This window comes from Streptomyces sp. NPDC007991, from assembly GCF_042958445.1.
Lineage (GTDB): Bacteria > Actinomycetota > Actinomycetes > Streptomycetales > Streptomycetaceae > Streptomyces.
The window spans coordinates 280,393-306,238 of sequence record NZ_JBIBJD010000002.1; the positions used below are offsets into that span (position 1 = coordinate 280,393).

Annotated in this window: 21 protein-coding genes and 1 pseudogene; 8 read left to right on the forward strand and 14 right to left on the reverse strand. The window is 69.7% G+C overall.

From position 1 onward, the window contains the following. Nucleotides 1-4: 4 nt before the first annotated feature. From ACFZDA_RS05430 to ACFZDA_RS05440, 3 genes are all read right to left on the reverse strand, one after another. Complete coding sequence (locus ACFZDA_RS05430) at nt 5-1,174, reverse strand: amidase domain-containing protein (protein ID WP_391075268.1); 1,170 nt, start codon at nt 1,172-1,174, stop codon at nt 5-7. Nucleotides 1,175-1,282: 108 nt separating this feature from the next. Continuing rightward, nucleotides 1,283-2,560: a hypothetical protein gene (locus ACFZDA_RS05435; RefSeq protein ID WP_391075270.1), complete on the reverse strand. Its 1,278-nt coding sequence runs from the start codon at nt 2,558-2,560 to the stop codon at nt 1,283-1,285. A gap of 55 nt (nt 2,561-2,615) precedes the next feature. Beyond that, on the reverse strand, nt 2,616-4,772 hold the full coding sequence (locus ACFZDA_RS05440; RefSeq protein ID WP_391076753.1) for a transglycosylase domain-containing protein: 2,157 nt from the start codon (nt 4,770-4,772) through the stop codon (nt 2,616-2,618). A 249-nt stretch (nt 4,773-5,021) separates the two neighbouring features. On the opposite strand from ACFZDA_RS05440, the gene ACFZDA_RS05445 reads away from it, so the two are divergent. Continuing rightward, entirely contained in the window at nt 5,022-5,249 is a 228-nt protein-coding gene (locus ACFZDA_RS05445; protein WP_391075273.1) for an FmdB family zinc ribbon protein, read from the forward strand. A 62-nt stretch (nt 5,250-5,311) separates the two neighbouring features. Further along, a complete protein-coding gene (locus ACFZDA_RS05450; RefSeq protein WP_391075276.1) occupies nt 5,312-6,004 on the forward strand; it encodes a VTT domain-containing protein in 693 nt (230 codons plus the stop codon). Here ACFZDA_RS05450 and ACFZDA_RS05455 read toward each other — a convergent pair. The 3 genes from ACFZDA_RS05455 to ACFZDA_RS05465 all read right to left on the reverse strand — a co-directional run bounded on the left by ACFZDA_RS05455 (nt 6,001) and on the right by ACFZDA_RS05465 (nt 10,671). Further along, on the reverse strand, nt 6,001-6,810 hold the full coding sequence (locus tag ACFZDA_RS05455; RefSeq protein WP_391075278.1) for an HAD family hydrolase: 810 nt from the start codon (nt 6,808-6,810) through the stop codon (nt 6,001-6,003). The two genes, ACFZDA_RS05450 and ACFZDA_RS05455, sit on opposite strands and share 4 nt — an antisense overlap. Continuing rightward, nucleotides 6,810-9,410 carry a phosphoribosyltransferase domain-containing protein gene (locus ACFZDA_RS05460; RefSeq protein ID WP_391075281.1) on the reverse strand — a complete coding sequence of 867 codons (2,601 nt, stop codon included), beginning with the start codon at nt 9,408-9,410 and terminating at the stop codon, nt 6,810-6,812. The genes ACFZDA_RS05455 and ACFZDA_RS05460 overlap by 1 nt, the downstream gene beginning before the upstream one ends. A 94-nt stretch (nt 9,411-9,504) precedes the next feature. After that, on the reverse strand, nt 9,505-10,671 hold the full coding sequence (locus tag ACFZDA_RS05465; RefSeq protein WP_391075284.1) for an HpcH/HpaI aldolase/citrate lyase family protein: 1,167 nt from the start codon (nt 10,669-10,671) through the stop codon (nt 9,505-9,507). Between the two features lie 227 nt (nt 10,672-10,898). Between ACFZDA_RS05465 and ACFZDA_RS05470 the strand changes: the two genes are divergently transcribed. Further along, entirely contained in the window at nt 10,899-11,822 is a 924-nt protein-coding gene (locus ACFZDA_RS05470) for a TerD family protein (protein ID WP_391075287.1), read from the forward strand. 109 nt (nt 11,823-11,931) lie between these two features. Here the strand turns inward: ACFZDA_RS05470 and ACFZDA_RS05475 are convergent, their stop codons facing one another. The 6 genes from ACFZDA_RS05475 to ACFZDA_RS05500 all read right to left on the reverse strand — a co-directional run bounded on the left by ACFZDA_RS05475 (nt 11,932) and on the right by ACFZDA_RS05500 (nt 16,545). Beyond that, nucleotides 11,932-12,669, reverse strand: coding sequence for a Tellurium resistance (locus ACFZDA_RS05475; RefSeq protein WP_391075290.1), 738 nt, complete (start codon nt 12,667-12,669; stop codon nt 11,932-11,934). A gap of 129 nt (nt 12,670-12,798) precedes the next feature. After that, nucleotides 12,799-13,944, reverse strand: a complete 1,146-nt coding sequence (locus tag ACFZDA_RS05480; protein ID WP_391075292.1) for a DUF475 domain-containing protein — start codon at nt 13,942-13,944, stop codon at nt 12,799-12,801. A 151-nt stretch (nt 13,945-14,095) separates the two neighbouring features. Continuing rightward, a complete protein-coding gene (locus ACFZDA_RS05485; protein WP_391075295.1) occupies nt 14,096-14,671 on the reverse strand; it encodes a TerD family protein in 576 nt (191 codons plus the stop codon). A gap of 122 nt (nt 14,672-14,793) precedes the next feature. Next, complete coding sequence (locus ACFZDA_RS05490; protein WP_391075297.1) at nt 14,794-15,369, reverse strand: calcium homeostasis/redox stress adaptation protein; 576 nt, start codon at nt 15,367-15,369, stop codon at nt 14,794-14,796. Between the two features lie 147 nt (nt 15,370-15,516). Further along, a complete protein-coding gene (locus tag ACFZDA_RS05495; protein WP_010048511.1) occupies nt 15,517-15,975 on the reverse strand; it encodes a peroxiredoxin in 459 nt (152 codons plus the stop codon). Nucleotides 15,976-16,107: 132 nt separating this feature from the next. Further along, nucleotides 16,108-16,545 (reverse strand): DUF3052 domain-containing protein, encoded by a 438-nt coding sequence (locus tag ACFZDA_RS05500; RefSeq protein WP_010048512.1) that lies wholly within the window; start codon nt 16,543-16,545, stop codon nt 16,108-16,110. A 448-nt stretch (nt 16,546-16,993) separates the two neighbouring features. Between ACFZDA_RS05500 and aceE the strand changes: the two genes are divergently transcribed. Both aceE and ACFZDA_RS05510 read left to right on the forward strand, forming a co-directional pair. After that, nucleotides 16,994-19,741 (forward strand): pyruvate dehydrogenase (acetyl-transferring), homodimeric type, encoded by a 2,748-nt coding sequence (aceE, locus tag ACFZDA_RS05505; RefSeq protein ID WP_391075301.1) that lies wholly within the window; start codon nt 16,994-16,996, stop codon nt 19,739-19,741. A gap of 83 nt (nt 19,742-19,824) precedes the next feature. After that, a pseudogene (locus tag ACFZDA_RS05510) lies at nt 19,825-20,553 on the forward strand (potassium channel family protein); the annotation flags it as partial. Nucleotides 20,554-20,628: 75 nt separating this feature from the next. On the opposite strand, the gene ACFZDA_RS05515 reads toward ACFZDA_RS05510, so the two are convergent. Next, nucleotides 20,629-20,940 (reverse strand): small hydrophobic protein, encoded by a 312-nt coding sequence (locus tag ACFZDA_RS05515; protein WP_391075304.1) that lies wholly within the window; start codon nt 20,938-20,940, stop codon nt 20,629-20,631. A gap of 235 nt (nt 20,941-21,175) precedes the next feature. Next, a complete protein-coding gene (locus tag ACFZDA_RS05520; protein WP_391075307.1) occupies nt 21,176-22,801 on the reverse strand; it encodes a DHA2 family efflux MFS transporter permease subunit in 1,626 nt (541 codons plus the stop codon). A 124-nt stretch (nt 22,802-22,925) separates the two neighbouring features. Here ACFZDA_RS05520 and ACFZDA_RS05525 point away from each other — a divergent pair, with 124 nt between their 5' ends. The 3 genes from ACFZDA_RS05525 (at nt 22,926) to ACFZDA_RS05535 (ending at nt 25,771) form a co-directional block, all read left to right on the forward strand. Continuing rightward, nucleotides 22,926-23,558 carry a TetR family transcriptional regulator gene (locus ACFZDA_RS05525; RefSeq protein WP_391075310.1) on the forward strand — a complete coding sequence of 211 codons (633 nt, stop codon included), beginning with the start codon at nt 22,926-22,928 and terminating at the stop codon, nt 23,556-23,558. Nucleotides 23,559-23,631: 73 nt separating this feature from the next. Continuing rightward, the gene (locus ACFZDA_RS05530) at nt 23,632-24,840 is read left to right on the forward strand and encodes an alpha/beta hydrolase (protein ID WP_391075313.1); all 1,209 of its coding nucleotides are present in this window, start codon (nt 23,632-23,634) and stop codon (nt 24,838-24,840) included. 67 nt (nt 24,841-24,907) lie between these two features. Further along, nucleotides 24,908-25,771, forward strand: a complete 864-nt coding sequence (locus ACFZDA_RS05535; protein WP_391076756.1) for a DUF4429 domain-containing protein — start codon at nt 24,908-24,910, stop codon at nt 25,769-25,771. The last annotated feature ends 75 nt before the right edge of the window (nt 25,772-25,846 follow it).

Here is a 25,846-nt window from a genome sequence, read left to right on the forward strand (position 1 = left end):
CGGTCTAGGTGCGGTAGGCGTAGTAGTACGCGTTCGGATACGACGCGACGAGGCTCGCCACCGACCTGCGGAGGGTGTTGTTGGAGTGGTAGGTCACGTACGGCACACCGCCGCTCCTGTACGTGACGATCATGGTGTGGTCCTTGGACCCGTCCCTGTCGAAGTCCATCTGGAGGACGTCACCGACCTCCAGCTGGAAGACGTTGGCGAGCGGCTTGGTCCGCTTGGAGTTCTGGGCGAACCAGGACCACTCGTTGACGCCGACGAAGGAGTCCGACTGGATGTCGGCGTTGCCGAACCACTTGGTGTAGTCGTACACGTAGCCGGGGGCGTGCTTCCAGCCGCCCGCCTTCAGGGACTGGCTGACGAAGTTGGTGCAGTCACCGCCTGCGCCGTGGCCGCTGAAGTCCGGGTAGTCCTTGTTGTAGACGTTCCAGTACTTCTCGGCGTAGGCCGCCATGGCCTTGTAGTCGTACGTCGTGCCGGTCTTCGGGTCGGCGGCCGGGTTGCGGGTGATCGCCGCGCGCGGGGCGTTCGGCGTGTCGTTGTCGGCAGCGGTCGCCTTGACGGGGGCCGGCCTGGAGAGCGTGTTCACGGCGAGACCGTCCTGGTCGGCGTCGCGGATGCCGGTCAGCTGCCAGTCGCCCTGCCGGTCGGCCTTGAAGGTCAGCTCGTGCCGCGCCTGGAAGGCGGTGGTCTTCGGCGCGTCGCCACGGGGCCGGGCGTAGGTCAGGGTCGTGGTCTCGGTGACCTCCGCCGTGGCCGTACGGCCCGTCACCCGTGTGGCGTTCAGGGTGACGGTGGTGCCGGCCCTGCCGTACCTCTCGCCGGCCTTCGCCAGCTTCTCCTTGCGCCGCTCCAGCGCGGACAGGGTGGCGTCCTCGGTGCGGGCCGTGCCGGAGGACAGCGTGACGTCGCCGGAGAAACCGTCGGCGAGCGGCTTGTCCGCGCCGGTCCGCCCGCCGTCGACCAGGGCGTTGGTGCGGTCGGTGAAGACCGCATCCGCCAGCCGCTGGAAGGTGGCCCTGGTCTGGGCGTCCACCGTCGGGTCGTCGCTGACCGCCGCGCCGGCGCTCCAGTTGGGCAGCAGGGCGACTCCGGCGACGACCGAGGTCGCCGCCGCCCCGAGTATCGTGACGCGACGGCGCGTCCCGCTCAATTTCCTTGATTTCACTGGTGTGTTTCCCCTCTTGCCCCGGCCAAGGGTTGCCGGGGTAGGAGATCTTCGCATGAAATGTGTGGCTACTGTGAAGGGTGTTGCGTCTGTTACTTCTGAACCTGATCACTTCACGACCGTCGACCAGTCCGGCGACTGCGCCGGGTCCAGGCCGCGCAGCCGCTGCAAGGTCCCGGGCCTCTGCACGTCGAGCCAGTCGGCCAGTTCCCGGAAGGACACGCACTTGACGTCCTTCTTGGTGCACATGTCCTTGATGACCCGGTCGACGGCCCGCATGTAGATGCCGCCGTTCCAGTCCTCGAAGTGGTTGCCGATGAACAGCGGGGCCCGGCTGCCGTAGTACACGCGGTTGAAGCCGGACATGTAGGAGGCGACGGTCTGCTGTTCCCACCGCGGGTAGTTCGCCGGGTCGCCCTCGGTCTCGCCGTCGGACTGGTTGTAGAGGAAGTTGAAGTCCATCGACAGGCCCTGGTAGGTGCCGCCGTCGTACGGGAGCATCTGCAGCGGGAAGTCCCAGATGCCGTTCTGCTTGCCGGGCCATATCTGGAAGTCGCCCGCGGAGCTGGCGTCGTAGCGCCAGTGGTACCCCTCGGCGGCCTTCAGCAGGTTCTTCTGGCCCTCCAGGCAGGGCGCGCGGCCGCCGGTGACCTCCTTCCTGATGTCGAACGGCAGGGGGTCGACGTCCTGGAAGCCGGTGTTGGTCTTCCAGTTCTCGGTGAAGTCGTAGAACTGGTCGATCTCGCTCTTCCACTCGGCGACGCTCCAGTCGCCGCCGCCCTTCTTGCCGCAGAAGTGGCCGTTGAAGTGGGTGCCGATCTCGTTGCCGTCCTGCCACGCCTTGCCGAGTTGGTCCAGCGTGGTGCGGATGTGCTCGTCGGTGGCGAAGCTGATCGCCGCCGAGCCCTTGGCGTGCCGGGGCGGGGAGTAGAGCTCCTTCTTGTCCCTGGGCAGCAGGTAGATGCCGGTGAGGAAGAAGGTCATGTGAGCGTCGTACTCCCTGGCCAGCTCCCGGTAGTGCGAGAAGAGCCCGTCGTCGCCCTGCAGCGCGCCGTCCCAGGAGAAGACCACGAACTGGGGCGGCTTCTCGCCCGGCTTGAGCGGAACCGGCTTCAACTGCCCGCGCTGCGGGCCGGTGTAGGAGGTGGAGCCGTCTCCCAGGACCTTCGTCCTGCCGTCCCACCGGGGCTCCTGGTCCGGCTTGGCGGGGGACCCCTTGCGGGCCCCGGAGGAGGCGGTCGGGGCGGTGGTGTCCGAGCGGGTCAGGACCAGATAGCCCGCGACCAGGGACGCGATGACGAGAAGGGACGCCAGGGTCAGCACCCCGGGGGGCGTGGTGCGGCGGGGTGCGCGGGGTCGGCGGCGGCGGCCGGACGGCGGTTTCATGCGCGGCTCATTCTGCGAGGGGGGAGTGGGGGGACAGAACGGTTCTGGGCGGGGCTCAGCCGATGCCGCGGGCACCGGACCAGATGCGGTACGGGACGCTGTCGCCGGGGGAGCCCGCGATCCCCTTCAACGGCAGCGGTTCGAGGCTCTTGGCGAGGTCGATGCGGTAGGCCACCACGGCCGTCGACACGGAGTTGGCCGTGCCGATGTACCAGGCGGCGGTGTCGTTCTGCGTGGTGCCCGCCTTCCCGGCCACCGTGGCGGTGGTGGCCGCACCCGGTCGGGCGGTGCGGAAGGCGTCGGTGAGGGCGGACTGGACCGCCTCGGCCACGGTCGCCTTCACCGCACGGCGGGACGCGGGCTTGGTCAGCGCGACCTCGGAGCCGTTGCGGGTGATCCGGGCCACCGAGTACGGCTCGACGTGCCGGCCGGCAGCGGCGAACGTGGTGTATCCGCTCGCCATGCGGATCGCGCTGGGCGTGGCACTGCCCAGGGACATCGCGGGCACCTGCGGGCCGAAGCTGGAGGGGAGCAGGCCGGCCCGCTGGGCGGTGTCCCGCACCGTGTCCAGGCCGGTGTCCATGCCGAGCTGCATGAACGGCGTGTTCACCGACAGGGCGAGCGCCCGGCTCAGGCTGATGCGCCCATAGGACTTCCCGCCGTCGTTGCGGGAGGTGACCTGCTTGCCGCCGCGGTCCCAGTAGGGCCCCTCGGGTGTCATGACGCGGATGCCGTCGTCCCCGTCGTACAGCGTCTGGGGGGTCACCTCGGTCGCGGGGCCCTCACGGGTCTTGTGCACTCCGTTCTCCAGGGCGGCGGCGTAGACGAACGGCAGGAAGGCCGAACCGGCGGGGACGGTGGTGGCGTTCGACTCGTTGTAGCCCTGTTCGCGGTGGTCGGGGCCGCCGTGGACGGCGAGGATGCGCCCGTCGGTGGCCACCGACGCGGCGCCGAAGTGCAGGGACTTCGCCTTGGCCGCGTCGTCCTTCCGTGCCTGCTCGCGGGCCTTGTCGACGGCGTCGGTGAGCGCGGTCTCCTGCCTGCGGTCGAAGGTCGTGTAGATCTGGTAGCCGCCGAGGTCGAACTCCCTGGCCGACAGGTGCGCCGCCTTCTTGGCGTACTGGGCGGCCAGTTCGACGAGATAGTCGCTCTGCTTGCCGGTGTCGTACCCGGGCGCCCGCTTCAGCGGCTCGGGGAACTCCTTGTAGCGGGCCCGCTCGGACTTCGACAGCGCGCCGGTGTCGACCATGCGGTCGAGGATCCAGGACCAGCGCTCCACCGCCCGGGCGTGGTTGGCCTTGCTCAGGGCCGGGTCGTAGAGCGCGGCGCCCTTGAGGAGGGAGGCGAGGTAGGCGGCCTCACCGGCGTCGAGTTCGCCGACGTCCTTGCCGTAGTAGGCCTGGGCGGCGCGCTGGATGCCGTAGGTGCCGCGGCCGAACCAGCTGGTGTTGAGGTAGCCCTCGAGGATGTCGTCCTTGCTCATCCCGTTGTCGAGCTTGAGGGCGAGCATCGCCTCGGTGAACTTGCGGCCCACCGAGCGGTCCGGGTTGAGGTAGACGTTCTTGACGTACTGCTGGGTGATGGTGGAACCGCCCTGGGTGTCCCCCTGGCCGACGGTGCGCCACAGGGCACGGGCGAGGCCGCTGAAGGATATGCCGGGGTCGCTGTAGAAGCTCGCGTTCTCCGCCGCCAGGACCGCGTCGCGGACGTCCTCGGGGATGTCCTCCAGCGGCATGTCCTGCCGCCGCACCCAGCCGGTGCGTGCCATGGGCGTCCCGTCGGACCAGAAGTAGACGTTGTCCTGCTGGGTGGCGTACGAGTTGAGGTTCTCCGGAATGTCCGTGGCGGCGTAGGCGGAGCCCAGGAGGACGACGGCCAGGCCCGCGGACGTCAGCGCGGTACCGAGCCACTGCCGCCAGGAAGGCGCCCAGCGGCGCCAGCCGGTGCGGTCGGCGTGCGGGTAACGGGGGCGGAGGCGGCGGGCGTGGGACCCGACGCGGGTGACGAGTCGGGTCAGCCTGGGGCCTGCGGCGGGGATCCGGGACAGGGGGGAAGGCCGGGGAGCCCTGCGCCGGTGGCCAGGCCTGCCGGGGGCGCTGCCGTCCGGGGCCGTGGCGGAGGACGGGTTCGCGTTGTGGGTGGCGGCCCCTTCGACGGTGCGTAAGAGCACGGTCTCGTCCGCGTTCATGGAAGCGGGGACCTTCAACTGCATGGTCTCGTCCGGTTCCCGCCCAGCCTTGTACACGGTTTGTCTCCCTCCCGCTCACGGTGGTGCTCACGCGGAAGGGCATGGCTGCCGTGGTCGACGGCAACGAGCCCTCATGTCCCCCCGCCTTGCGGCTCCTCGTGGCGATCGAAAGCTATCAGCGGCCTTTACAGTTCCTCCACACTGGTGTGGCAAGAGTGATCAAAAGGAATCCCGAAGGGCGGGATTTCCGTCGGCGCGGATTAGTCTGTCCCCATGCCTCGCTACGAGTACCGCTGCCGGACCTGCGGCGACACCTTCGAACGCAGCCGTCCCATGGCCGAGTCCTCCGCCCCCACGGCCTGCCCCTCAGGTCATGACGACACGGTGAAGCTCCTCTCCACGGTCGCGGTCGGCGGCTCCGCCTCCGCCCCGGCAGCGGCGCCCCGCTCGACCGGCGGCGGCGGTGGGGGCGGCTGCTGCGGAGGCGGCTGCTGCGGCTGACCCTTTTCCCCGGGAGTCCTCTCCTCAGGAACCCTTCAGCTTCGGTTCCCTAGCGTGGCGGCATGACAGCCATAGCAGCGGACACCGGGCCGCAGTGGGTCAACGACCTGATGGACGCGCTGGGCGCGCCGGGTGCCGGTCTCGCCATCGCCCTGGAGAACCTGTTCCCGCCGCTGCCCAGCGAGGTCATCCTGCCCCTCGCCGGGTTCGCCGCGAGCAGCGGGCGGATGGGACTGCTCGCGGTCCTGCTGTGGACGACGGCCGGGTCGGTGATCGGCGCGCTCGCGCTGTACGGCATCGGTGCGCTGCTCGGCCGTGACCGGACGGTGGCGATAGCGGCGCGGCTGCCGCTGGTGAAGGTCTCCGACATCGAGAAGACCGAAGCCTGGTTCCTGAAGCACGGCACGAAGGCGGTGTTCTTCGGCCGGATGATCCCGATCTTCCGCAGCCTGATCTCCGTGCCGGCGGGCGTGGAGCGCATGCGCCTGCCGGTGTTCCTGGGGCTGACCACCCTGGGCAGCGCGATCTGGAACACGGTTTTCGTGCTCGCGGGCTACCTCCTGGGCGCGAACTGGCACGAGGTCACGGCCGTCGTCTCCACCTACTCGAAGGTGGTCCTGGCCCTGGCCGCCCTGGCAGTGGCGGTCTTCGCCGGGACACGGCTGCTACGACGCCCCGGAAGGGGCGCGGGGAACTGCGCGACGAGCCACACCACAGCAGCACCCGCACAGCCGCCGCACTCCCCGAGCTCCTAGGCCCCCCGAACCGTCCGCAGAAGCTCCCGCAGGATCCGCTCCCCCGCAAGCACGCCCCGCTCGGGAAGGGCCCTGATCGCGGGAGCCGTCCAGCCGGTGTCGGCCAGCTCCCCATGGCCCGGGCGCCAGCCCTGGTCCGCCGCGAGGAGCAGGTCGGCGTCGAGCAGGGAGTCGCCGGCGGCGAGGGTGAGAGCGGCGCCGGTCCTCCGGGCGATCTCGCGCATCGCCGCGCTCTTGGTGAGCGGCTTGGGCACGGCGTAGATCTTGCGGCCCTGGAGGGACACGGTCCAGCCGCGGTTCTCCGCCCAGACCGCGAGTTCCTTCACCCAGTCCTCGTCGAGCAGTTCACGCTCGACGACGAGGTAGGCGAAGAGGTCGTCGGCGACGCGGTGCTTGCGCACCCAGACCGGGTCGGCGGCCCTGAGCAGGTGTTCCTGCACCTCGGCCAGGGGCGCGCACCGGTCGGCCAGCCGCGCGGTCACCTGTGCGTGCCAGTCGGGGTCGGACACGCCGTCCACCAGGATGTGGCCGCCGTTCGCGCAGATCGCGTAGGCGGGCGCGGGGCCCGGCAGGTTGATGCGCAGGTACTGCTTGCGCGTGCGGGTCGTCGTCGGCACGAACACGGCGGCGTCACCGAGGTCGGTCAGGAGCTGGGCCGCCGTCTCCGTCATGTACGACAGCGGTCTGCTCTCGTGCACCTCCACGCACAGCAGCCGCGGCGCCCGCGCGTCCGGCATGGTCAGCGCCAGGGCGGCGGCGGAGTAGATCAGGGTGCGGTCGAGGTCGCTGGCGACGAGTACGGGCATCAGAGAGTCACCGCCTTGCCGTCGGCGCCGGTCGCGCCCCGGGTGTACCGGGGGTGGATCAGGCCGACGCAGGTGTACGGCAGCTCGGCCACCTCCTCGACGGGCACGCCGCGTTGCCCGGCCAGCAGGCGGACGTGGTCGAGGTCGCTGCCCGCCCCGCCGCGTGCCAGGACCTTCCAGGGCACGCGGCGCAGCATCACCCGGGTGGTCTCGCCGACGCCGGGCTTGACGAGGTTCACGTCGTGGATGCCGTACTCCTCGCTGATGCGCTCGACGGCGGCCCAGCCCTCCCAGGTGGGCGAGCGGTCGGCGGCGAGCAGCTCCTTGGCCTGGGCACAGGCGGCGTCGGTGACCTCGGGGAAGCGGGCGGAGACGGCGTCCAGGAAGGTCACCGAGACGTCGTTGCCCGCGAGTTCGCGGTAGAACTTGGCGCCGTGGAAGTCGTGCGGTCCGACCAGGTCCGCCCGCAGCACGGTCCGCGAGATCAGGCCGGACACGGTCGAGTTGAGGCAGGCGGAGGGGATGAGGAAGTCCTCGCGGGTGCCGTAGGTCCCTACGCAGGAGCCCGGGTCGGCCAGGACGGCGATCTCGGGGCTGAAGCCGGTGACGCCGTCGGACTGCTCGAACTCCTCCAGGGCCTGCGCCAGTTCGCGGGTGATGGCGCCCTTGCCGGTCCAGCCGTCGACGAAGACGACGTCCCGGGGGTCGTGGTGCCGGGCGAGCCAGCGCAGCGCGTTGGCGTCGATGCCGCGGCCGCGCACGATCGACACGGCGTAGTGCGGCAGGTCGAGGCCGTGCCGGTGCTGGGCCCAGCGGCGCATCAGGATGCCGATCGGGGTGCCCGCGCGGGCCAGGGAGACCAGGACCGGGCGGGGCGACCGCTCGGCCAGGACGGTCTCGGTGACCACGCCGACCGCCTGGGCGATGCGGGCCGCCGAGTCCTCCAGCGCGGCGTGGAACAGCTGCTGGTACTCCTCGCTCGGCTGGTACTCCACGGGCAGCGACTCGGCGTAGTGCGCGCCGCCGCTCTGGATGGCCTCCTCGCGCTCCTCGGTCGGCGCCTCCAGCGTCACGTCCGAGAGGTCCTGGAGCAGCCAGCCGACCTCCTCGGGGGCGTACGAGGAGAAGGCGGGGCCGCGGAGGGGCTCGGGCAGCATGGAGGGCCTTTCGGGGGCGTGCGGGGCCGTTGGGGCATACGACGGTACGACGGCGAGGAGGACCTGTGGCGTGTGTGCGGCGAGCTGCGCCAGCAGTCCGTCGGGCGCGTGCAGCGGGGGCGTGTCCGCGGCCGAGTCGACGACGGCGATCACGGCGTCGAAGCCGGCCCCCGCGACGTTGTAGGCGTACCGCTCGCCCGGCCCGTCGGCGGGGTCGTCGTGGGCGGGGAAGCGCAGGTGGGTGCGTATCGCGTAGCCGGGGTCGTCGACGGCGAGGACGGGCGAGCGGGTCGTGGTCGAGTAGCGGACCTCGATGTCGGTGATCCGCTCCAGCTCCCGGGCCAGCCTGAGCGGGGCGTACATCAGCTCCTCGAAGCCGAGTACGAGCACGCGGCGTGTGTTCCGGGGGAGCGCCTCGGAAAGCCGTGCGGCCATACCCGGCAGGACGGCCTCCAGCCGTGTCCGGTGCGCTGAGGTGAACCCGTGCCGTCCGCCGTCCGGCAGGTCGGCGGGCCAGTGCAGGTCCACGCGGGTGACGTGGGGGTCGGTGCCGTTGCCGTCCGGGTGCGGACCGGTGGGGGCTGATCGCGCAGTTCCCCGCGCCCCTGGGGCAACGTCCTCCAGGGGCGCGGGGAACTGCGCGACCGGCCACGACGCTCCCGCAGACGACCGATCACCCCTCGCGGCACTCTCCGCCTCGTACCGCGCCACCAGCTCCCGCCCCTTCTCCAGCACCCCCTCCGGCAGCCGTACCGTGCCCGAGGCCGCCGCCACGAGATCCACCCGCGCGCCGATCTCCCTCGCGAACTCCTCCAGCCGGCCCGCGTCGGCAGCCGACCGCATGTCCACCAGCGCCACCACGACATACCGCCGCCGCGGATACCGCGCATGAAGATCCCGCACGGTGTTCAGCACCGTGTTCCCCGTGGAGAACTCGTCGTCGACCAGCACCAGCGGCCCGTCGCCGGTGAGCAGCGCGGGGTCCTTTGGCAACAGCAGGTGCGAGGTCGCGTGCGAGTGGGACTCCTCGAAGCCGCCGGCCGGGTCGACACCGGCGACGGGGCGGCGGGTGGAGTGCAGGTAGGGGGCGAGGCCCAGACCGTCGGCGACGCAGTGGCCGAGGCCGGTCGCGGTCTCGGCGTAGCCGAGGACGACCGCGCGCCCCGCCTCCTCGGCACCCAGCAGGGCCCGCACGCGGCGTCCCAGCTCGAAACCGTAGCCGTAGACCACGGACGGTGACTGCGGGACGTGCTTGCCCAGCACGTTCGACACCAGCAGGTGGGCCCGCTTGGGGTTGCGGCGCAGCGCCAGTCCCAGCAGGTCGGTCAGCCGGTCGTCGCCGACGAGCTCGACGCCGAGCCGCTCGGCGACCCAGCTGCCCGACCAGACACCGTCGCCGTCGCGCACCTGGTCGTGCGGCCCCTCGTTCACTGCCTTCTCCATGAATTCCCTGCGTCGAAGTCGGTGGTCTTTCCGGCGAGCCCGCGGCCCTTGGATGCCGTGCGTTGCAGATGCCGTGCGCTCGGATGCCGTGTGTTCAGTCGAGCAGGCCGGCCGCGAGCAGCTCCACGAAGCCGATGTCCTCGTTCGCCACGCCGAAAACCTCGGCGCGCAGCAGGGTCCGCTCGGCCCAGGCCCGATGCGGCTTCACCTCGTTCATCTTGTTCGTGTACGCCGACCTCAGCACACCCCCGCCGCCGCGCTCGGGCCGCAGGATGTCCTGGGCGTCCGAGAACTCCTCGTGGCTGACGACCGACAGGGCGTGCACGGGCAGCACGTGCGAGGGGTGGATGCAGGTCTTGCCCAGCAGTCCGTTGGCCTGGTCCAGGGAGATCTCCCTGAGCAGGCCGTCCATGGCGTGCTCAATCAGCTTCTCGCGCAGCTCCGCGGCCTGCACCTCAAGGAAGGGGCTCTGCCGCAGCAGCGGCTTGAACATGCGCTCCTGGACCCGGAAGTACTCCCACACCGGCCCGGTCACCGTGAAGCCGGTCCCGTCGGCGCGGCCCAGCATGTTCACCACGTCGGCGATCACCGAGGCGACGATCTGCACGTCGTAGGCCGTCATGTCGGGGCCTCTGCGCAGCCCGTAGGAGGAGCAGAAGTCCGTCACGCCGAGGCGCAGGGCGAGGACGCGGTCGCGGTACTTGTCGACCGCCCGGGAGATGCCCTCCAGGGTCGCCACGCGCGACTCCCGGTAGAGCAGTTCCGGCGACTCCAGCACCGGCATGGCGAAGAGGCGCCGGCCGCCTTCCGCCTCGGCGCTCGCCAGTGCCTCCAGGAAGGGGATGCCGCGTTCCTCGGTGAACTTCGGCAGTACGAATCCGGACAGCATCCGGACGGCGGGTCCGAGGCGTCGTACCAGGTCGGGTATCTGCTCGGGGACGCGGACCCGGATGAAGAGCAGCGGCAGGTCCGCGCCCGGGCGGCCGGCGAGGGCCGTGAGCTGGCGGACGAGGTTCTCCTCGCCCGGGCCGACCTCCGCGTCGTCGATCGAGTCCTCCAGGCACAGGACCATGGAGACCACACCGCGACCGGCCTGCTTGAGGATGTCGTCGGCGAGGCGGGTCCGGGTGGCCGGACTGTAGAGCGTGGCGCCGAGGGCGGCCGAGAGCAGCCGGGCCGGCGAATCCGCGGTGAACGTACACGGCTCGCGGTGGAAGAGACGCTTCCGCACCTCAGGGGCGATGTGCCCGAAATGCCGCATGGAACTCCCCCGTGGTGGTGGTGCGACCTACGAATCGTCGAAAGGTGGCCGGTAATAGTACGTAGAAGTCCATGGCAGAGGTTCCCGTCGGGCATGAATTTCAGGTAACGCGGGCAAGCACAGCCGGGCCCGGACACGACGACGGTAGTCCGCGAGGGCCGTCGGCGCCGCTCGGGCACCGCGGGCCCGCGTTGTCGTGAGCAGGACCGAGAAGGCAGGATGACCGCATGACGCACGCGATGCTGAAGGGGTCGAACGTCCCGCTGGAAGCCACCACGGTGCGCGCCGTGCTGCGCTGGACACCCGGGCAGGGGGTTCCGGACGTCGACGCCTCCGCGCTGCTCCTCGGCCCCGACGGTCATGTGCGCTCCGACGAGGACTTCGTTTTCTACAACCAGCCCCGGCACCCTTCCGGGAAGGTGTGGCGGCTCGGCAAGAAGCGGGTCGCCGAAGGCCTGACCGACACGATCCAGACAGATCTCGCCGGTGTCGAGTCGGGGGTCAGCCGGATTCTGCTGGTCGCCTCGGCGGACGGCGTCACCTTCGACCGCGTACGGGCGCTGCGCATTCTGCTGTACGACGCGGCGGGCACCGGCGCGGAGGCTCTGGCGTACTTCGACGTCAAGCCGGAGACGGGCCAGGAGACCGCGCTGATCTGCGGTGAGCTGTACCGGCGCGGGGAGGGCTGGAAGTTCCGGGCGCTGGGCGAGGGTTATTCGAACGGGCTTCAGGGGCTCGCCACCGACTACGGCATCTCGGTCGACGAGTCGGAGGCGATGGAGGAGACCGCCGGGCAGCCGGCCACGGCCGACCCGGCACAGTCCACGACCTCCGCCACGACCCAGCAGCCCCCGGCCGCCGGCCGGCCCTCCCCCGAGGTGTCCCGGCCGCTGCCGCCGGAGCAGCCGACCGTGGTGCCCGCGCAGACCGGGTACGGCTATCCGCCGCCCCAGCAGCCCCCGGCGACCCAGCCGGCGTACGGCTACCCGCAGCCCACCAGCCCGCCCGCGTACGGCTACCCCCAGGCACCGGCGACCGCGGGCGTCACGGGCGCGCAGTCCGGCTACGGCTACCCGGAGCCGGTCGCGGCCGCGTCCCCCGACCCGGACTTCCGCCTTCCCCCGCAGGGCCCGCAGTTCATCGGCCGCTAGGCAGGACCGGTCCTCGGGGGTCTCCCCGGGGCCGTGTCCGCAAAGTCCCGCCTGCCCCGCGACACCTGGCCCGCCCTCCGGGCGGACGACGGGACTCTGCGGACACGGCCTAGCGCTCGACCTTCGTCTTGTAACCCCGCCCCCACTGGAGCCCCCACCCGTACAGCCGGTCCAGCTCGGCCTGGAACCCGTAGACGAACTTCACCTCGCGGCGCACGATGATCTCGTTCTTGACCTTCTCGATCATGACGACGGCGCAGGAGCGGGCCTGCGGCTGGCGTTCGTCGAGGTGGATCTCGATGCGGGGGCCGTTGCTCGGGTAGAGCGTGACGATGGCGTGGGCGCGGTCGAAGGCGGGTGTCTGGTCGTAGATGTAGACGAAGACCAGGAGCCGCTTGATGTCGTCGCGGTGGTCGAGGTTGATGTACATCGTCTCGCCGGACGCGGAGCCGAACCGGTCGTCGCCGCTGAGCTTGACGTACGGCGGGGCGTTGACGTCACCGAAGTAGCCGCCGAGGGGCTGGACGACGCCCTTGCTGCCGTCCTGGAGCTCGTACAGACAGCCCAGGTCGAGGTCGACGTTGACCACGCTCTGGCTGTGGCCGATGACCTCAGGCGGCTTCAGGGCCCTCAAGGGGTGCCGCAGCAGGCTCTCGCGCTGCGGGCCGCCGATGTCGGACGTGCGCATCCGCCAGCTCAGGTTGACCCGGAGATGGCCGGTGGCCGCGTCCTGTTTGGTGAGTGATATCTGCGCGCGCCGCTTGGTCAGTTCGATCGCGTTGGTTGCCGCGTGTCCCGAGTCGAACTGCACATCGCGTCCACGCCTCAGTCCGTCGAACAGGCCCATTCCGCCCCCACGTTCCCTTGGTGACCGCGGGTCCTCGCCGTACCCGTGGCCCTTGACGACCGACGGGGCGGCCCCGAGGAGTCACCTCGGTGGCCGCCCCGCACAGAGCGTTCCTCACCCGGAGGGGTGTCACACCCCGGACGAGACCTCAGTCTTCTCGTCCGAGCCGGCTTTTCCCTCGGCCGCGGCGATCGCCTTGTTGCGGCGGACGGAGGACCAGAAGGAGGCGGCGATCAGGACGACGCCGATGAGGCCGGTGATGATCTCGTTGATCTGGTACTGGATGGTGACGAGCAGGAGCACGGCGAGGGCGCCGATCGCGTAGTGCGCGCCGTGCTCCAGGTAGACGTAGTCGTCGAGGGTGCCCTGGCGGACCAGGTAGACCGTCAGCGACCGGACGTACATGGCGCCGATGCCGAGGCCGAGGGCCATCAGGACGATGTCGTTGGTGATGGCGAAGGCGCCGATGACGCCGTCGAAGGAGAAGGACGCGTCCAGGACCTCGAGGTAGAGGAACATGAAGAAGGCGGCCTTGCCGGCCAGCTGGACCGCCGAGCGGGGCTTGCCGGTGCGCTCGGCCTCTTCCTCCGCCTCGTGCTCGCGTTCCTCCTCCTCTTCGAGTTTGTCCTCGAAGTAGCCGGAGAGCCCGCCGACGATCATGTAGGTGATCAGACCGGCGATGCCGGCGAGCAGGACCGTCTCCGCCTTGTCGACATGGGTGCCGCCGTGCTGGTGGGCGTGGGTGGCGACGGTCATCGCCGAGATCAGCAGGACGACCAGCGCGATGCAGACCGACAGCATGTCGACCTTGCCGAGCTTGGCCAGCGGGCGCTCCAGCCAGCCGAGCCACTTGATGTCCCGGTCCTCGAAGATGAAGTCGAGGAAGATCATCAACAGGAACATGCCACCGAAGGCGGCGATCGACGGGTGAGCGTCGGTCACGAGCTGCTGGTAGCGGTCCTTGTCGTTCAAGGCGAGTTCGACGGCCTTGATCGGGCCCAGCTGGGCGCTGATCGCGACGATCACGACGGGGAAGACCAGCCGCATGCCGAAGACGGCGATCAGAATGCCGACGGTGAGGAAGATCTTCTGCCAGAAGGCATTCATCTTCTTCAGGATCCCGGCGTTGACCACCGCGTTGTCGAAGGACAGCGAGATCTCGAGGACGGAGAGGATCGCGACGATGCCGAGCGCGGTCCAACCGCCGAACAGGACCGCCGCGACCAGGCCGAGCGCGGTGACCGCGAACGACCACCCGAAGGTTTTCAGAACCACTGGCTACCCAATCGTGTGTCGGGGGTGCCCCCAGACGGAGTCTGGGGGTAGGGCTCCCCCGCGCCGTACCCGGCTTTACGAACTTTTGAAGCCGAAGTCTAGTCCTCCCCCTTTCGCACCCCACGGGGCCCGGGGTTTTGCTCATATCGCGTTACGTGACGTTGACCCCGAAGTCCAGTGCGATGCCCCGCAGCCCCGACGCGTACCCCTGCCCGACGGCCCTGAACTTCCATTCGCCCTGGTAGCGATAGACCTCGCCGAAGATCATCGCGGTCTCCGTGGAGGCGTCCTCGCTGAGGTCGTAGCGGGCGAGTTCCTGGCCGTCCGCCTGGTTCACCACGCGGATGAACGCGTTGCTGACCTGGCCGAAGGTCTGGTTCCGCTCGTCGGCCATGTGGATGGAGACCGGAAAGACGATCTTGTCGCACTGGGGCGGCACCTTGGAGAGGTCGATCAGCAGCGACTCGTCGTCGCCCTCGCCCTCACCGGTGAGGTTGTCACCGGTGTGCTCCACGGAACCGTCCGGGCTCTTGAGCTGGTTGTAGAACACGAACCACTCGTCCCCGAGCACGCGCCCGCCGCTGCACAGCAGCGCGCTGGCGTCGAGGTCGAACGGGGCTCCGGTGGTGGAGCGCGCGTCCCAGCCGAGCCCGATCATCACCTGAGTGAGGTTCGGTGCGGCCTTGGACAGGGAGACGTTGCCCCCTTTGGCGAGCGTGACGCCCATGATGCTGTCCCTCCCCGGGTGGTGTTTCTCAGGTGGTCCTGCACGTCCGGCGCCGCACGTAAACCGTGCGGCGCCGGACAGGAAGACCTGGGGGCCCTGTCGTCAGGGCCCTTCGGACGGGCTCAGACGTTCACGCCGAAGTCCTGCGCGATGCCGCGCAGGCCCGAGGCGTAGCCCTGGCCGATGGCGCGGAACTTCCACTCCGCGCCGTGCCGGTAGAGCTCACCGAAGACCATGGCGGTCTCGGTGGAGGCGTCCTCGCTCAGGTCGTAGCGGGCGATCTCGGTGCCGCCGGCCTGGTTCACGACGCGGATGAACGCGTTGCGCACCTGGCCGAAGGACTGCTGGCGGGTCTCGGCGTCGTAGATCGAGACCGGGAAGACGATCTTCTCGACGTCGGCCGGAACCGTGGCGAGGTTGACCTTGATCTGCTCGTCGTCGCCCTCGCCCTCACCGGTGAGGTTGTCGCCGGTGTGCTCGACGGAGCCGTCGGGGCTCTTGAGGTTGTTGAAGAAGACGAAGTGCTGGTCGCTGGCGACCTTGCCGGAGTTGTTCAGCAGCAGCGCGCTGGCGTCCAGGTCGAAGTCGGTGCCGGTCGTGGTGCGGACGTCCCACCCCAGACCGACGATGACCGCGGTCAGGCCCGGCGCCTCCTTGGTCAGCGATACGTTGCCGCCCTTGCTGAGGCTGACTCCCACGAGTCCTCCATTGGTGTCCGGGGGCGGGATGCCCCGTTGTGCTCGGATGTCGGATCAACGAGTCGATCCTAGTGACGGGTTCCCGCCCCACGCAGGCCCTGAAGCCGACAAATCAGCGGGTGTCGAGCGCATGACGCCCGACCGGCGTCACAGGGTGTCGAGCGCCTTCACGTAGTCGTTCAGGTCGCGCGCGTCCGGCAGGCCGTTGACGACCGTCCAGCGCACGACGCCCTCCTTGTCGATGACGAAGGTGCCGCGCACGGCGCAGCCCTTGTCCTCGTCGAAGACGCCGTAGGCGCGCGAGACGTTGCCATGCGGCCAGAAGTCCGACAGCAGCGGGTACTCCAGGCCCTCCTGCTCGGCGAAGACGCGCAGGGTGTGGATGGAGTCGTTGGAGACGGCGAGCAGCTGGGTGTCGCGGTCGGAGAACTGCGGCAGGTTGTCCCGCAGCTCGCACAGCTCGCCCGTGCACACGCCGGTGAAGGCGAAGGGGTAGAAGAGCAGCACCACGTTCTTCCGACCGCGGAAGTCGGACAGCTTCACGCTCGCGCCGTGGTTGTCCTTGAGCTCGAAGTCGGGGGCCTTCTCGCCGACCTGGATCGCCATCGTTGTGGGTGTCCCTTCGTGGGGCTTCTCGAATGGGCCCCACCCTACGCAGGGACCGGCGCAGACCGGTGGGCGGGCCGACGATGCCGGCCCGCCCCGTCCATACGGCTGACGCGCGGACGTGCCGTACGGCTAACGCTTCGACTTGGCGGCTTTGGGCGTCGCCAGCCGGCTGCCGCTCCAGTCCTTCCCGACGCTGACGCTCTTGGACGCCGTCAGACCCGCCGTGGTGGCGGCTTCCGAGATGTCGCTCGGCTCCACATAGCCCGAACGGCCGGTCTTCGGCGTGAGGAGCAGGATCGCGCCGCCCTCTTCGATGTACGTGGTGGCATCGACCAGCGCATCCGTCAGGTCGCCGTCGTCGTCACGGAACCACAGCACAACGGCGTCGGCCACGTCGTCGTAGTCCTCGTCCACCAGGTCGCCCTCGACGATGCCCTCAATGGCCTCGCGGAGTTCCTGGTCCACGTCGTCGTCGTAGCCGATCTCCTGGACCACCTGCCCGGGCTGGAACCCCAGCCTGGCGGCAGGGTTCGTCCGCTCCTCCGCGTGGTCCGCGGTCGCGCTCACGGGTTGCCTCCTGATCATTTCTTGGGATGTCGGTACCCCCTGCTCCTGTGAGCTCGGGGGAATCTCAGCCACGCGCGTGCGCGAAGCATTGGCCGTAGTCCACACGGGCGGGGCGGATCGCGCAAGTACCCGGCCGTTCAGACCGCCGAAACGGTGACGATCCTGGCGGTGTCACCGCAACTCCAGGCACACCATCATGGCCCCAGGTGACACACACCACACCTTTCTGCCCTGTTTGGGCGTTTGGGAATCGTCCGGGGGTACGAGACTCGAAGGTATTCGCCCCATACGTCACGGCGCCGGTCCCACGCCCGGGTTACCGCCGGGTAGAGATGACGTTTGCGGCCCCGAGGTGGACCATGGGGAGCGGCGCGGCCCCAGCGACCAACGCCCGGCGACGACAGCGAAACAGCGGCCCTCGCAGGCCCTCTGACAGGTAAGGAACAGCGTGGCTTCCGCATCCGATCGCAACCCGATCATCATTGGCGGCCTTCCGAGTCAGGTTCCTGACTTCGATCCGGAAGAGACGCAGGAGTGGCTCGACTCCCTCGACGCCGCCGTCGACGAGCGCGGTCGGGAGCGCGCCCGTTTTCTGATGCTGCGGCTGATCGAGCGGGCCCGCGAGAAGCGCGTGGCCGTGCCGGAGATGCGCAGCACGGACTACGTCAACACCATCCCCACCAAGAGCGAGCCCTTCTTCCCGGGCAACGAGGAGATCGAGCGGAAGATCCTCAACGCGACCCGGTGGAACGCGGCGGTGATGGTCTCCCGGGCCCAGCGCCCCGGCATCGGCGTGGGCGGCCACATCGCGACCTTCGCGTCCTCGGCCTCCCTCTACGACGTCGGCTTCAACCACTTCTTCCGCGGCAAGGACGAGGGCGACGGCGGCGACCAGGTCTTCTTCCAGGGGCACGCCTCGCCGGGCATCTACGCCCGCGCCTTCCTGCTGGACCGGCTCAGCGAGCAGCACCTGGACGGCTTCCGCCAGGAGAAGTCGAAGGCACCGTACGGCCTGTCGTCGTACCCGCACCCGCGGCTCATGCCGGACTTCTGGGAGTTCCCGACGGTGTCGATGGGCCTCGGCCCGATCGGCGCGATCTACCAGGCGCGGATGAACCGCTACATGCACGCGCGCGGGATCGCCGACACCTCGAAGTCGCACGTGTGGGCGTTCCTCGGCGACGGCGAGATGGACGAGCCGGAGTCGCTGGGCCAGCTGTCCATCGCCGCCCGCGAGGGCCTGGACAACCTCACGTTCGTCGTCAACTGCAACCTGCAGCGCCTCGACGGCCCGGTGCGCGGCAACGGCAAGATCATCCAGGAGCTGGAGTCGATCTTCCGCGGCGCCGGCTGGAACGTGATCAAGCTGGTCTGGGACCGCACCTGGGACCCGCTGCTCGCCCAGGACCGCGACGGCGTGCTGGTCAACAGGATGAACACCACGCCGGACGGACAGTTCCAGACGTACGCCACGGAGACCGGCGCGTACATCCGCGACCACTTCTTCGGCGACGACCACCGCCTGCGCGCGATGGTCGAGAACATGACCGACGACCAGATCCTGCACCTGGGGCGCGGCGGCCACGACCACCGGAAGATCTACGCGGCGTACAAGGCGGCCGTGGAGCACAAGGGCCAGCCGACGGTGATCCTCGCCAAGACGATCAAGGGCTGGACGCTGGGCCCGAACTTCGAGGGCCGCAACGCCACGCACCAGATGAAGAAGCTGACGGTCGACGACCTCAAGCGCTTCCGCGACCGCCTGCACCTGCCGATCTCCGACAAGGAGCTGGAGTCCGGCGCCCCGCCGTACTACCACCCGGGCCGGGACTCGGAGGAGATCCAGTACATGCACGACCGCCGCAAGGGCTGCGGCGGTTACGTCCCGACGCGCGTCGTACGGTCGAAGCCCCTGCCTCTTCCCGAGGACAAGACGTACGCGACCGTGAAGAAGGGCTCGGGCCAGCAGTCGATCGCCACGACGATGGCCTTTGTGCGCCTGCTCAAGGACCTCATGCGGGACAAGGAGATCGGCAAGCGGTTCGTGCTGATCGCACCGGACGAGTACCGCACGTTCGGCATGGACTCGTTCTTCCCGAGCGCGAAGATCTACAACCCGCTCGGCCAGCAGTACGAGTCGGTCGACCGTGACCTGCTGCTCGCCTACAAGGAGGCGCCGAACGGCCAGATGCTGCACGACGGCATCTCGGAGGCGGGCTGCACGGCGTCCCTGATCGCCGCCGGCTCCGCCTACGCGACCCACGGCGAGCCGCTGATCCCGGTCTACGTCTTCTACTCGATGTTCGGTTTCCAGCGCACCGGCGACCAGTTCTGGCAGATGTCCGACCAGCTGGCCCGCGGTTTCGTCCTGGGCGCGACCGCCGGCCGGACGACCCTGACCGGTGAGGGCCTCCAGCACGCCGACGGCCACTCCCAGCTGCTGGCCTCCACGAACCCCGGATGCGTGGCGTACGACCCGGCGTTCGGCTTCGAGATCGCGCACATCGTGCAGGACGGGCTGCGGAGGATGTACGGCGGCTCGCCCGAGCATCCGCACGGCGAGGACGTCTTCTACTACCTGACCGTCTACAACGAGCCGATCCAGCACCCGGCCGAGCCCGAGAACGTGGACGTGGAGGGCATCCTCAAGGGCGTCTACCGCTTCAGCGAGGGCGCGGGCGGCTCGATCCCGGCGCAGATCATGGCGTCGGGTGTCGCGGTGCCGTGGGCGGTCGAGGCGCAGAAGATCCTGGCCGAGGAGTGGAACGTCAAGGCCGACGTGTGGTCGGCGACCTCCTGGAACGAGCTGCGGCGCGAGGCCGTGGCCTGCGAGGAGCACAACCTGCTGCACCCGGAGGAGGAGCAGCGGGTGCCGTACGTGACGCGGAAGCTGGCGGGCGCGGAAGGCCCGGTCGTGGCCGTGTCCGACTGGATGCGGTCGGTTCCGGACCAGATCGCGCGCTGGGTGCCGCAGACGTACCAGTCGCTCGGCGCGGACGGTTTCGGCTTCGCGGACACGCGGGGCGCCGCCCGGCGCTTCTTCCACATCGACGCGCAGTCGATCGTGGTGGCGGTGCTGACCGAGCTGGCCCGTGAGGGCAAGGTCGACCGGTCGGTGCTCAAGCAGGCCATCGACCGGTACCAGTTGCTCGACGTGTCGGCGGCCGACCCGGGGGCCGCGGGCGGCGACGCGTAACACGCAAGGCTCTGTCAAGGGGTGGTGAGCCTCACGGGAACACCGTGGGCACACCACCCCTTCACCTTTTCTACGATGCGCCCATGCAGCAGCAATCGGCCCGACTCCGTTGGGAACAGCACACGCAGCGGCCGCTGTTCGGCCTGGCCCTGGCCTTCGCCGTCGCCTATGCGGTGCCGATCGTCCGGCCCGACGCGAGCCGGGACGTGGTGGAGGTGTGCACGGCCGTCGAGTGGGTGGTGTGGGGCGCGTTCGCGCTCGACTACGTCATACGGCTCGCGCTCGCCGAGCAGCGGCTGGCGTTCGTACGGACGCACTGGCTCGACCTGGGCGCGGTGTTGCTGCCGATGCTTCAGCCGATGCGGTTGCTGCGGCTGGTGTCGACGCTGCTGCTGCTCGGGCAGCGGGCGCGCATGGCCTCGCAGATAAAGCTCACGACGTATGTCGTGGGTGCGGTGGTCGGGCTGCTGATGTTCGGGTCGCTGGCGGTGCTGTCGGTGGAGCGGGACTCGCCGGACGGGAACATCCGGACGCTGGGTGACGCGGTGTGGTGGTCGTTCACGACGATGACGACCGTGGGGTACGGGGATCACGCGCCGACGACCGGGCTGGGGCGGATGCTGGCGGTCGGGCTGATGCTGTCCGGGATCGCCCTGCTGGGTGTGGTCACGGCGAACATCGCGGCGTGGTTCATCGCGCGGTTCGAGAAGGACGACGCGGAGGAGCGGCGGCAGACGGAGGCGATACGGGAGCTGACCGAGGAGGTTCGGGCGTTGCGGGAGGAGTTGGCGGCGCTGAAGGGAACGTCGGTGAATGACATGAGGGAGGGGCCCCGGCTCGACGCCGGAGGCCCCTCCCTCATGTCCCCGGGCAGGGACGGCATGGGGTCAGAAGAGCATGCCGTTGCCCGGGGTGGTGGCTCCGGCCAGCCAGATGATGGCCAGGAGCGTGTCGATGGCGCCCAGGACCAGGGCGACGACGGCCGTGGCCGGGCGCGAGCCCGCCCATGTGCGGCCCATGGCGAGCCAGCCACAGACGATCGCCACAGGGCCGAGGATGATCCCCAGCACGAAGAATCCGGCGACCGCGCAGATGGCTCCGATGATTCCGAGCGTCGCGCGATCCGGCCCGGTCCGTGACCACGTCCGGCCACGTGAGCGGGGGTGCCTGCGCGTACCGTGTCCGAAGCTCGCCATCATCAACTCCCGTAAACCCTCGGTCGGTTGGGGTTCGTTTCGGGTACGACATGGCGAGTACCCCCACAGCGGGTCTCAATCCCGCTGCTTGCGCGCCGCCCCCCTCCGGCAGCGCGCCGCAGCGTCCGTCCTCCATGCGCTGCGGAGGACTTGACCCACTGTGACCTGCGATGCGCCCCGGAGGGGAGTGGCCGGCGGTCTTGTTCACCCTGATAGGCGAACACCCGGAAAAAGACCGTCAGATGTGCGCCGCGCCCGCGCCGGCGCCCGCGTTCTCACCGCGCTTGGTGAGGAACGCCACCAGCACCGCCACCACGGCAACGCCGGCCGCCACGAGGGACGCCGCGCTCATGCCGGAGATGAACGTGTCGTGCGCGACGCCCGTGATCTTCGCTGCGATCGCGTCCGGCGTCCCCGGCGCCACCGGCGGGACACCGACCTGGACGGCCTCGGACGCCTGGTGCTCCTGCTCCGGCGTGAGCGGCGGGAGCCCCGCCTTCGCCCAGTTGCCCGCGAGGTCGCTGTTGACCTTGGAGGCCATCACGGCGCCCAGCACGGCCGTACCCAGGCTGCCGCCGATCTGCATGGCGGCCTGCTGCAGGCCGCCCGCGACGCCCGACAGCTCCATCGGGGCGTTGCCGACGATGACTTCGGTCGCGCCGACCATGACCGGCGCGAGGCCGAGGCCGAGCAGGGCGAACCAGAGGGACATGATGGCGCTGCCGGTGTCCGTCTCCAGCGTCGACATCCCGTACATGGCGATCGCGGTGAGCGCCATACCGCCCGCGAGCGGGATCCGCGGACCGAACTTGGTGATCATCACGCCGGCGAGCGGCGAACCGACGATCATCATGCCGGTGAGCGGCAGCAGGTGCAGGCCCGCGTCGATCGGGCTCATGCCGTGCACGTTCTGCAGGTAGAACGTCACGAAGAACAGGCCGCCCATGAAGGCGATGGCCATCAGGACCATCAGCACGACACCCGCGGACAGCGCCACGGAGCGGAACAGCGCGAGCGGGATCAGCGGCTCCTTGACCTTCGTCTCCCAGAAGGCGAACAGCGCGAAGCCCAGCACGGAGGCACCGAGGAACCCGATGGTCTTGGGATCGCCCCAGCCCCACTCGGACGGCGGGGCCTTGATGAGCGCCCACACCAGGCAGAACACGGCCGTGGACAGCAGGGCGATGCCCAGGATGTCGAAGGAGCGCGGGGCGTTCTCGGCGCGGTGGTCGAGGAGGATCAGCACACCGAGGACGACGGCGAGGACACCGACCGGCACGTTGATGAAGAACACCGACTGCCAGTTGACGTGCTCGACGAGCACGCCGCCGAGGATCGGGCCGCCGGCGGTGGACGCGCCGATGACCATGCCCCAGATGCCGATCGCCATGTTGAGCTTCTCGGCCGGGAAGGTGGCCCGCAGCAGGCCGAGCGCGGCCGGCATCAGCAGCGCGCCGAAGAGGCCTTGCAGGACGCGGAAGGTGACGACCAGCGCGATGCTGTCGGACAGACCGATGGCCCCCGAGGCGGCGGCGAAGCCGACGACGCCGATGAGGAAGGTCTGCCGGTGGCCGAAGCGGTCGCCGAGCTTGCCCGCGGTGATCAGGGAGACCGCGAGCGCGAGGAAGTATCCGTTGGTGATCCACTGGACCTGGGCGAAGGTGGCGCCGAGGTCCTTCTGTATCGCGGGGTTGGCTATGGCCACGATGGTGCCGTCGAGGGCCACCATCATGACCCCCACTGCGACGGTGATGAGGGTGAGCCAGGGGTGCCCTCGCAGCCCCTTGCCCGGCGTCGCGTCCGACGGCGTCGCCGGTGTCCCGCCCCCTGGCCCCGTCGTGTCGATGGTGGTCTGACTAGTCATACCTGGAGGCTAATGACAGCCACTGACAATTGACAAACCGATTCACAAGCCGGTAACTGACATAACACCTTCCATATAGCCTGAACTGGGCAAACACTGAAGACAGAGAAGAGAGAGGCACCTCTTGAACCTGCGCGAACGCAAGAAACGGCGCACCCGGGACGCGCTGCTGCGGGCCGCCCTGGAACTGTTCGCCACGCGCGGGTACGACGAGACGACCGTCGACGACATCGCCGCCGCCGTCGACGTCTCTCAGCGCACCTTCTTCCGCTACTTCGCGGGCAAGGAGGAGACGGCGTTCTACGTGCCGCGGCTGGCGGAGAACCAGGTCGTCCAGGCGGTACGGGCCCGTCCGCCGGGCGAGGCCCCGCTGGAGGCGCTGCGCCGGGCCGTGCTGGAGAGCTGGGACACGATCAACGAGACGATCGAGGAGATCGTGCCGGTCGAACTCCACCTGCGCGTCTACCGGGTGATCGAGTCCACGCCCGCGCTGCTCGCCGCCCATCTGCGGCGGTCGGCGGAACTGGAGGAGGAGCTCGCGCGCATCATCGCCGAGCGCGAGGGGCTCGACGTGGACGCGGATCCGCGGCCCAGAATCGTCGTGGCCCTCTTCGGCGGAGTGATTCGCGTCACCGAGCGACTGTGGTCCGCGGGGGACGACCTCACCCTCGAAGGAATGCGCCAACTCACCGCCACCTACCTGGATCAGGTGGGTCCCGCCCTGGCCGGGAACTGGCGTACAGAGCAGTCCCCTTAGCACATTCACCGAAACGTGATCCCGGTCACTTGGTTAACGCGAGACCCTCTCGTTCTCCTAGTGTGTCCTTTCAGTGACTTCCTTCGACACCACCCCGCAACTGAACGTCTGGCGCGCACTGCTCGCTCTGGCCGTCGTGTTCGTCATGCTGACGGCCACCGGCTGGACGGCCCTGCGCAACCAGCGGGGCGACACACCGCTCCAAGCCTCGCTCTCCGCCTGGGAGCACGGCCGGGTCGGCGGTCACCGGCTGCCGGACCCGCAGTCCCAGCCGGCGAAGCTGGCTCGTTTCTTCACCTCGCTCACCGAGCGGGACCGCGCGAGCCTGGTCCGCAAGTACCCGCTCGCCGTCGGCAACATGAACGGCGCCCCGGTCGAACTGCGCTACCGCGCCAATCGCGTCGCGCTCGGCCAGGCACGCGAGGTCGAGCGGGAACGCATGCACGACAGCCGTCTCACCCGGGCCGGGAAGCACGAGGCCGCCCGCCGGATGCACCGCTTCGACGACCTCATGGAGAAGGGGCGCCACATCCTCGCCTTCGATCCCGAGGGTTCGGGACGGGTGGCGGAGGTCTTCGGCGACCTGCGCGAGGCGGACCGGGTCTCGGTCGTCGTGCCCGGTGTGGACACCGACCTGCTCACCTTCCAGCGCACCCAGCGCAAGTACGCGGCGCCCGTCGGCATGGCCGAGTCCCTGTACGCGGCCGAGCGGACGGCGAGCCCGTCGACCCGTACGGCCGTGATCGCCTGGGCCGACTACACGGCACCCAGCGGACTCGGCATCGACTCGGCCACGGCGATGCGCGCAAAGGAGGGCGCCGTACGGCTGAACGCGCTGGTGCGGGCGCTGCCGGGCAGCTCGCCGGTCTCGCTGTTCTGCCACAGCTACGGCTCCGTGGTGTGCGGGGTCGCCGCGCACTCGCTGCCGGGCCGGGTGTCCGACATCGCGGTGGCCGGCAGCCCCGGCATGCGCGCGGAGCGGGCCGCCCAGCTGCACACCACCGCCCGGGTGTGGGCGATGCGGGACGCCGACGACTGGATCCAGGACGTGCCGTACCTGGAGCTCGGCGGGCTGGGCCACGGGGCCGACCCGGTGTCCACCGGGTTCGGTGCGCGGGTGCTGTCGGCGCAGGGTGCGAAGGGTCACGCCGGCTACTTCGAGCCGGGCACGGCAAGTCTGATGAATTTCGCAGAGATCGGCGTTGGCGCATACCGCTCGGTGCACTGCGCGCACGAAGACGGCGTCTGCCGGACCGGTTTGTCCGGCACGGCAGCGGCCTGACGCGCGTAGAGGCGAAAGAAACCGCGGTCTGCTCGGGAGGGGGACGGAGGAGCGCGTGCCACATACGATGAGCCGCATGGGTGACGTACTGGCCGGATTTCATGCCGCCTGGGAGTTCGAGTCCGACTCCGTGCTCATCCGTTACGAGCGGGGGATACGAACACCCAAGCTCTTCCAGGCGCTGGGGGAACGGCGTGTGCCCCTGGCCGCGATCGCCGGGGTGACACTGACCCGCGGGAAGCGCGGCACGGTGGTGCTGCGCGTCGAGCCGCGGCCCGGTGCGGATCCGTTGATGGAGGCCGCCGCCGGACAGCTCAAGGACAGCGGCGATCCCTACCGGCTGGTGCTGCCCGCCGAGCGGGAGGTCCTCGCGGAGTACTACGCCGACGAGTTGCGGTCGCTGCTGACGGAGTCGGAGTCGGGGCCGGCGGAGCGGTTCCTCGTGGAGCCGCCGAAGGGGCCGTTGTCCTTCAAGGCGTACGACGGGAAGGCCTCGTTCGACGGGCGGACGGTGGACTTCCGGTGGTTCTGGACGGGGGCGTCGTCGGCGAAGTGGAAGGCCGGGGACCAGAGCTTCCCCGTCGGGGAGCTGAACGGGGTGGAGTGGCGCTCGCCCGAGGTCTTCGAGGGCCATCTGCGGTTGTTGCGGCGGGATGTGGGGACGTCTGCGGTGCAGGCCGACCAGGATCCCGCGGCGGTGGTGTTCGGGCTGGGGTACGGGCCCGTGCACGAGTCGTTGCCGTTCGCCGCGGCTGTGCTCTCCGCGGTGCGGACGTCCAGTCCGGTGGCGGCTGTGACCGCGACCGGGCCGCGCCGGGATCCCGCGGATATCGCCGAGCGGATTCGGCATCTCGGGGAGCTGCATCAGGCCGGGTTGGTGACCGATGAGGAGTTCTCGGTCAAGAAGGCCGAGTTGCTGGCGGAGCTTTAGCGTCTGCCGAGTTGGGTGAGTCGGCGGGCGCGGGTGGTGCGTGGTTGTTCGCGCAGTTCCCCGCGCCCCTGAGTA

What these genes read in the sequence shown, in the direction of transcription:
- ACFZDA_RS05465 (WP_391075284.1), bottom strand. Translation starts at nt 10,671, where the DNA reads ATGCGGCATTTCGGGCACATCGCCCCTGAGGTGCGGAAGCGTCTCTTC.
- ACFZDA_RS05455 (WP_391075278.1), bottom strand. Translation starts at nt 6,810, where the DNA reads ATGCCCGTACTCGTCGCCAGCGACCTCGACCGCACCCTGATCTACTCC.
- ACFZDA_RS05470 (WP_391075287.1), top strand. Translation starts at nt 10,899, where the DNA reads ATGACGCACGCGATGCTGAAGGGGTCGAACGTCCCGCTGGAAGCCACC.
- ACFZDA_RS05450 (WP_391075276.1), top strand. Translation starts at nt 5,312, where the DNA reads ATGACAGCCATAGCAGCGGACACCGGGCCGCAGTGGGTCAACGACCTG.
- ACFZDA_RS05495 (WP_010048511.1), bottom strand. Translation starts at nt 15,975, where the DNA reads ATGGCGATCCAGGTCGGCGAGAAGGCCCCCGACTTCGAGCTCAAGGAC.
- ACFZDA_RS05515 (WP_391075304.1), bottom strand. Translation starts at nt 20,940, where the DNA reads ATGATGGCGAGCTTCGGACACGGTACGCGCAGGCACCCCCGCTCACGT.
- ACFZDA_RS05485 (WP_391075295.1), bottom strand. Translation starts at nt 14,671, where the DNA reads ATGGGCGTCACGCTCGCCAAAGGGGGCAACGTCTCCCTGTCCAAGGCC.
- ACFZDA_RS05475 (WP_391075290.1), bottom strand. Translation starts at nt 12,669, where the DNA reads ATGGGCCTGTTCGACGGACTGAGGCGTGGACGCGATGTGCAGTTCGAC.
- ACFZDA_RS05520 (WP_391075307.1), bottom strand. Translation starts at nt 22,801, where the DNA reads ATGACTAGTCAGACCACCATCGACACGACGGGGCCAGGGGGCGGGACA.
- ACFZDA_RS05460 (WP_391075281.1), bottom strand. Translation starts at nt 9,410, where the DNA reads ATGGAGAAGGCAGTGAACGAGGGGCCGCACGACCAGGTGCGCGACGGC.
- ACFZDA_RS05535 (WP_391076756.1), top strand. Translation starts at nt 24,908, where the DNA reads ATGAGCCGCATGGGTGACGTACTGGCCGGATTTCATGCCGCCTGGGAG.
- ACFZDA_RS05435 (WP_391075270.1), bottom strand. Translation starts at nt 2,560, where the DNA reads ATGAAACCGCCGTCCGGCCGCCGCCGCCGACCCCGCGCACCCCGCCGC.
- ACFZDA_RS05440 (WP_391076753.1), bottom strand. Translation starts at nt 4,772, where the DNA reads ATGCAGTTGAAGGTCCCCGCTTCCATGAACGCGGACGAGACCGTGCTC.
- ACFZDA_RS05445 (WP_391075273.1), top strand. Translation starts at nt 5,022, where the DNA reads ATGCCTCGCTACGAGTACCGCTGCCGGACCTGCGGCGACACCTTCGAA.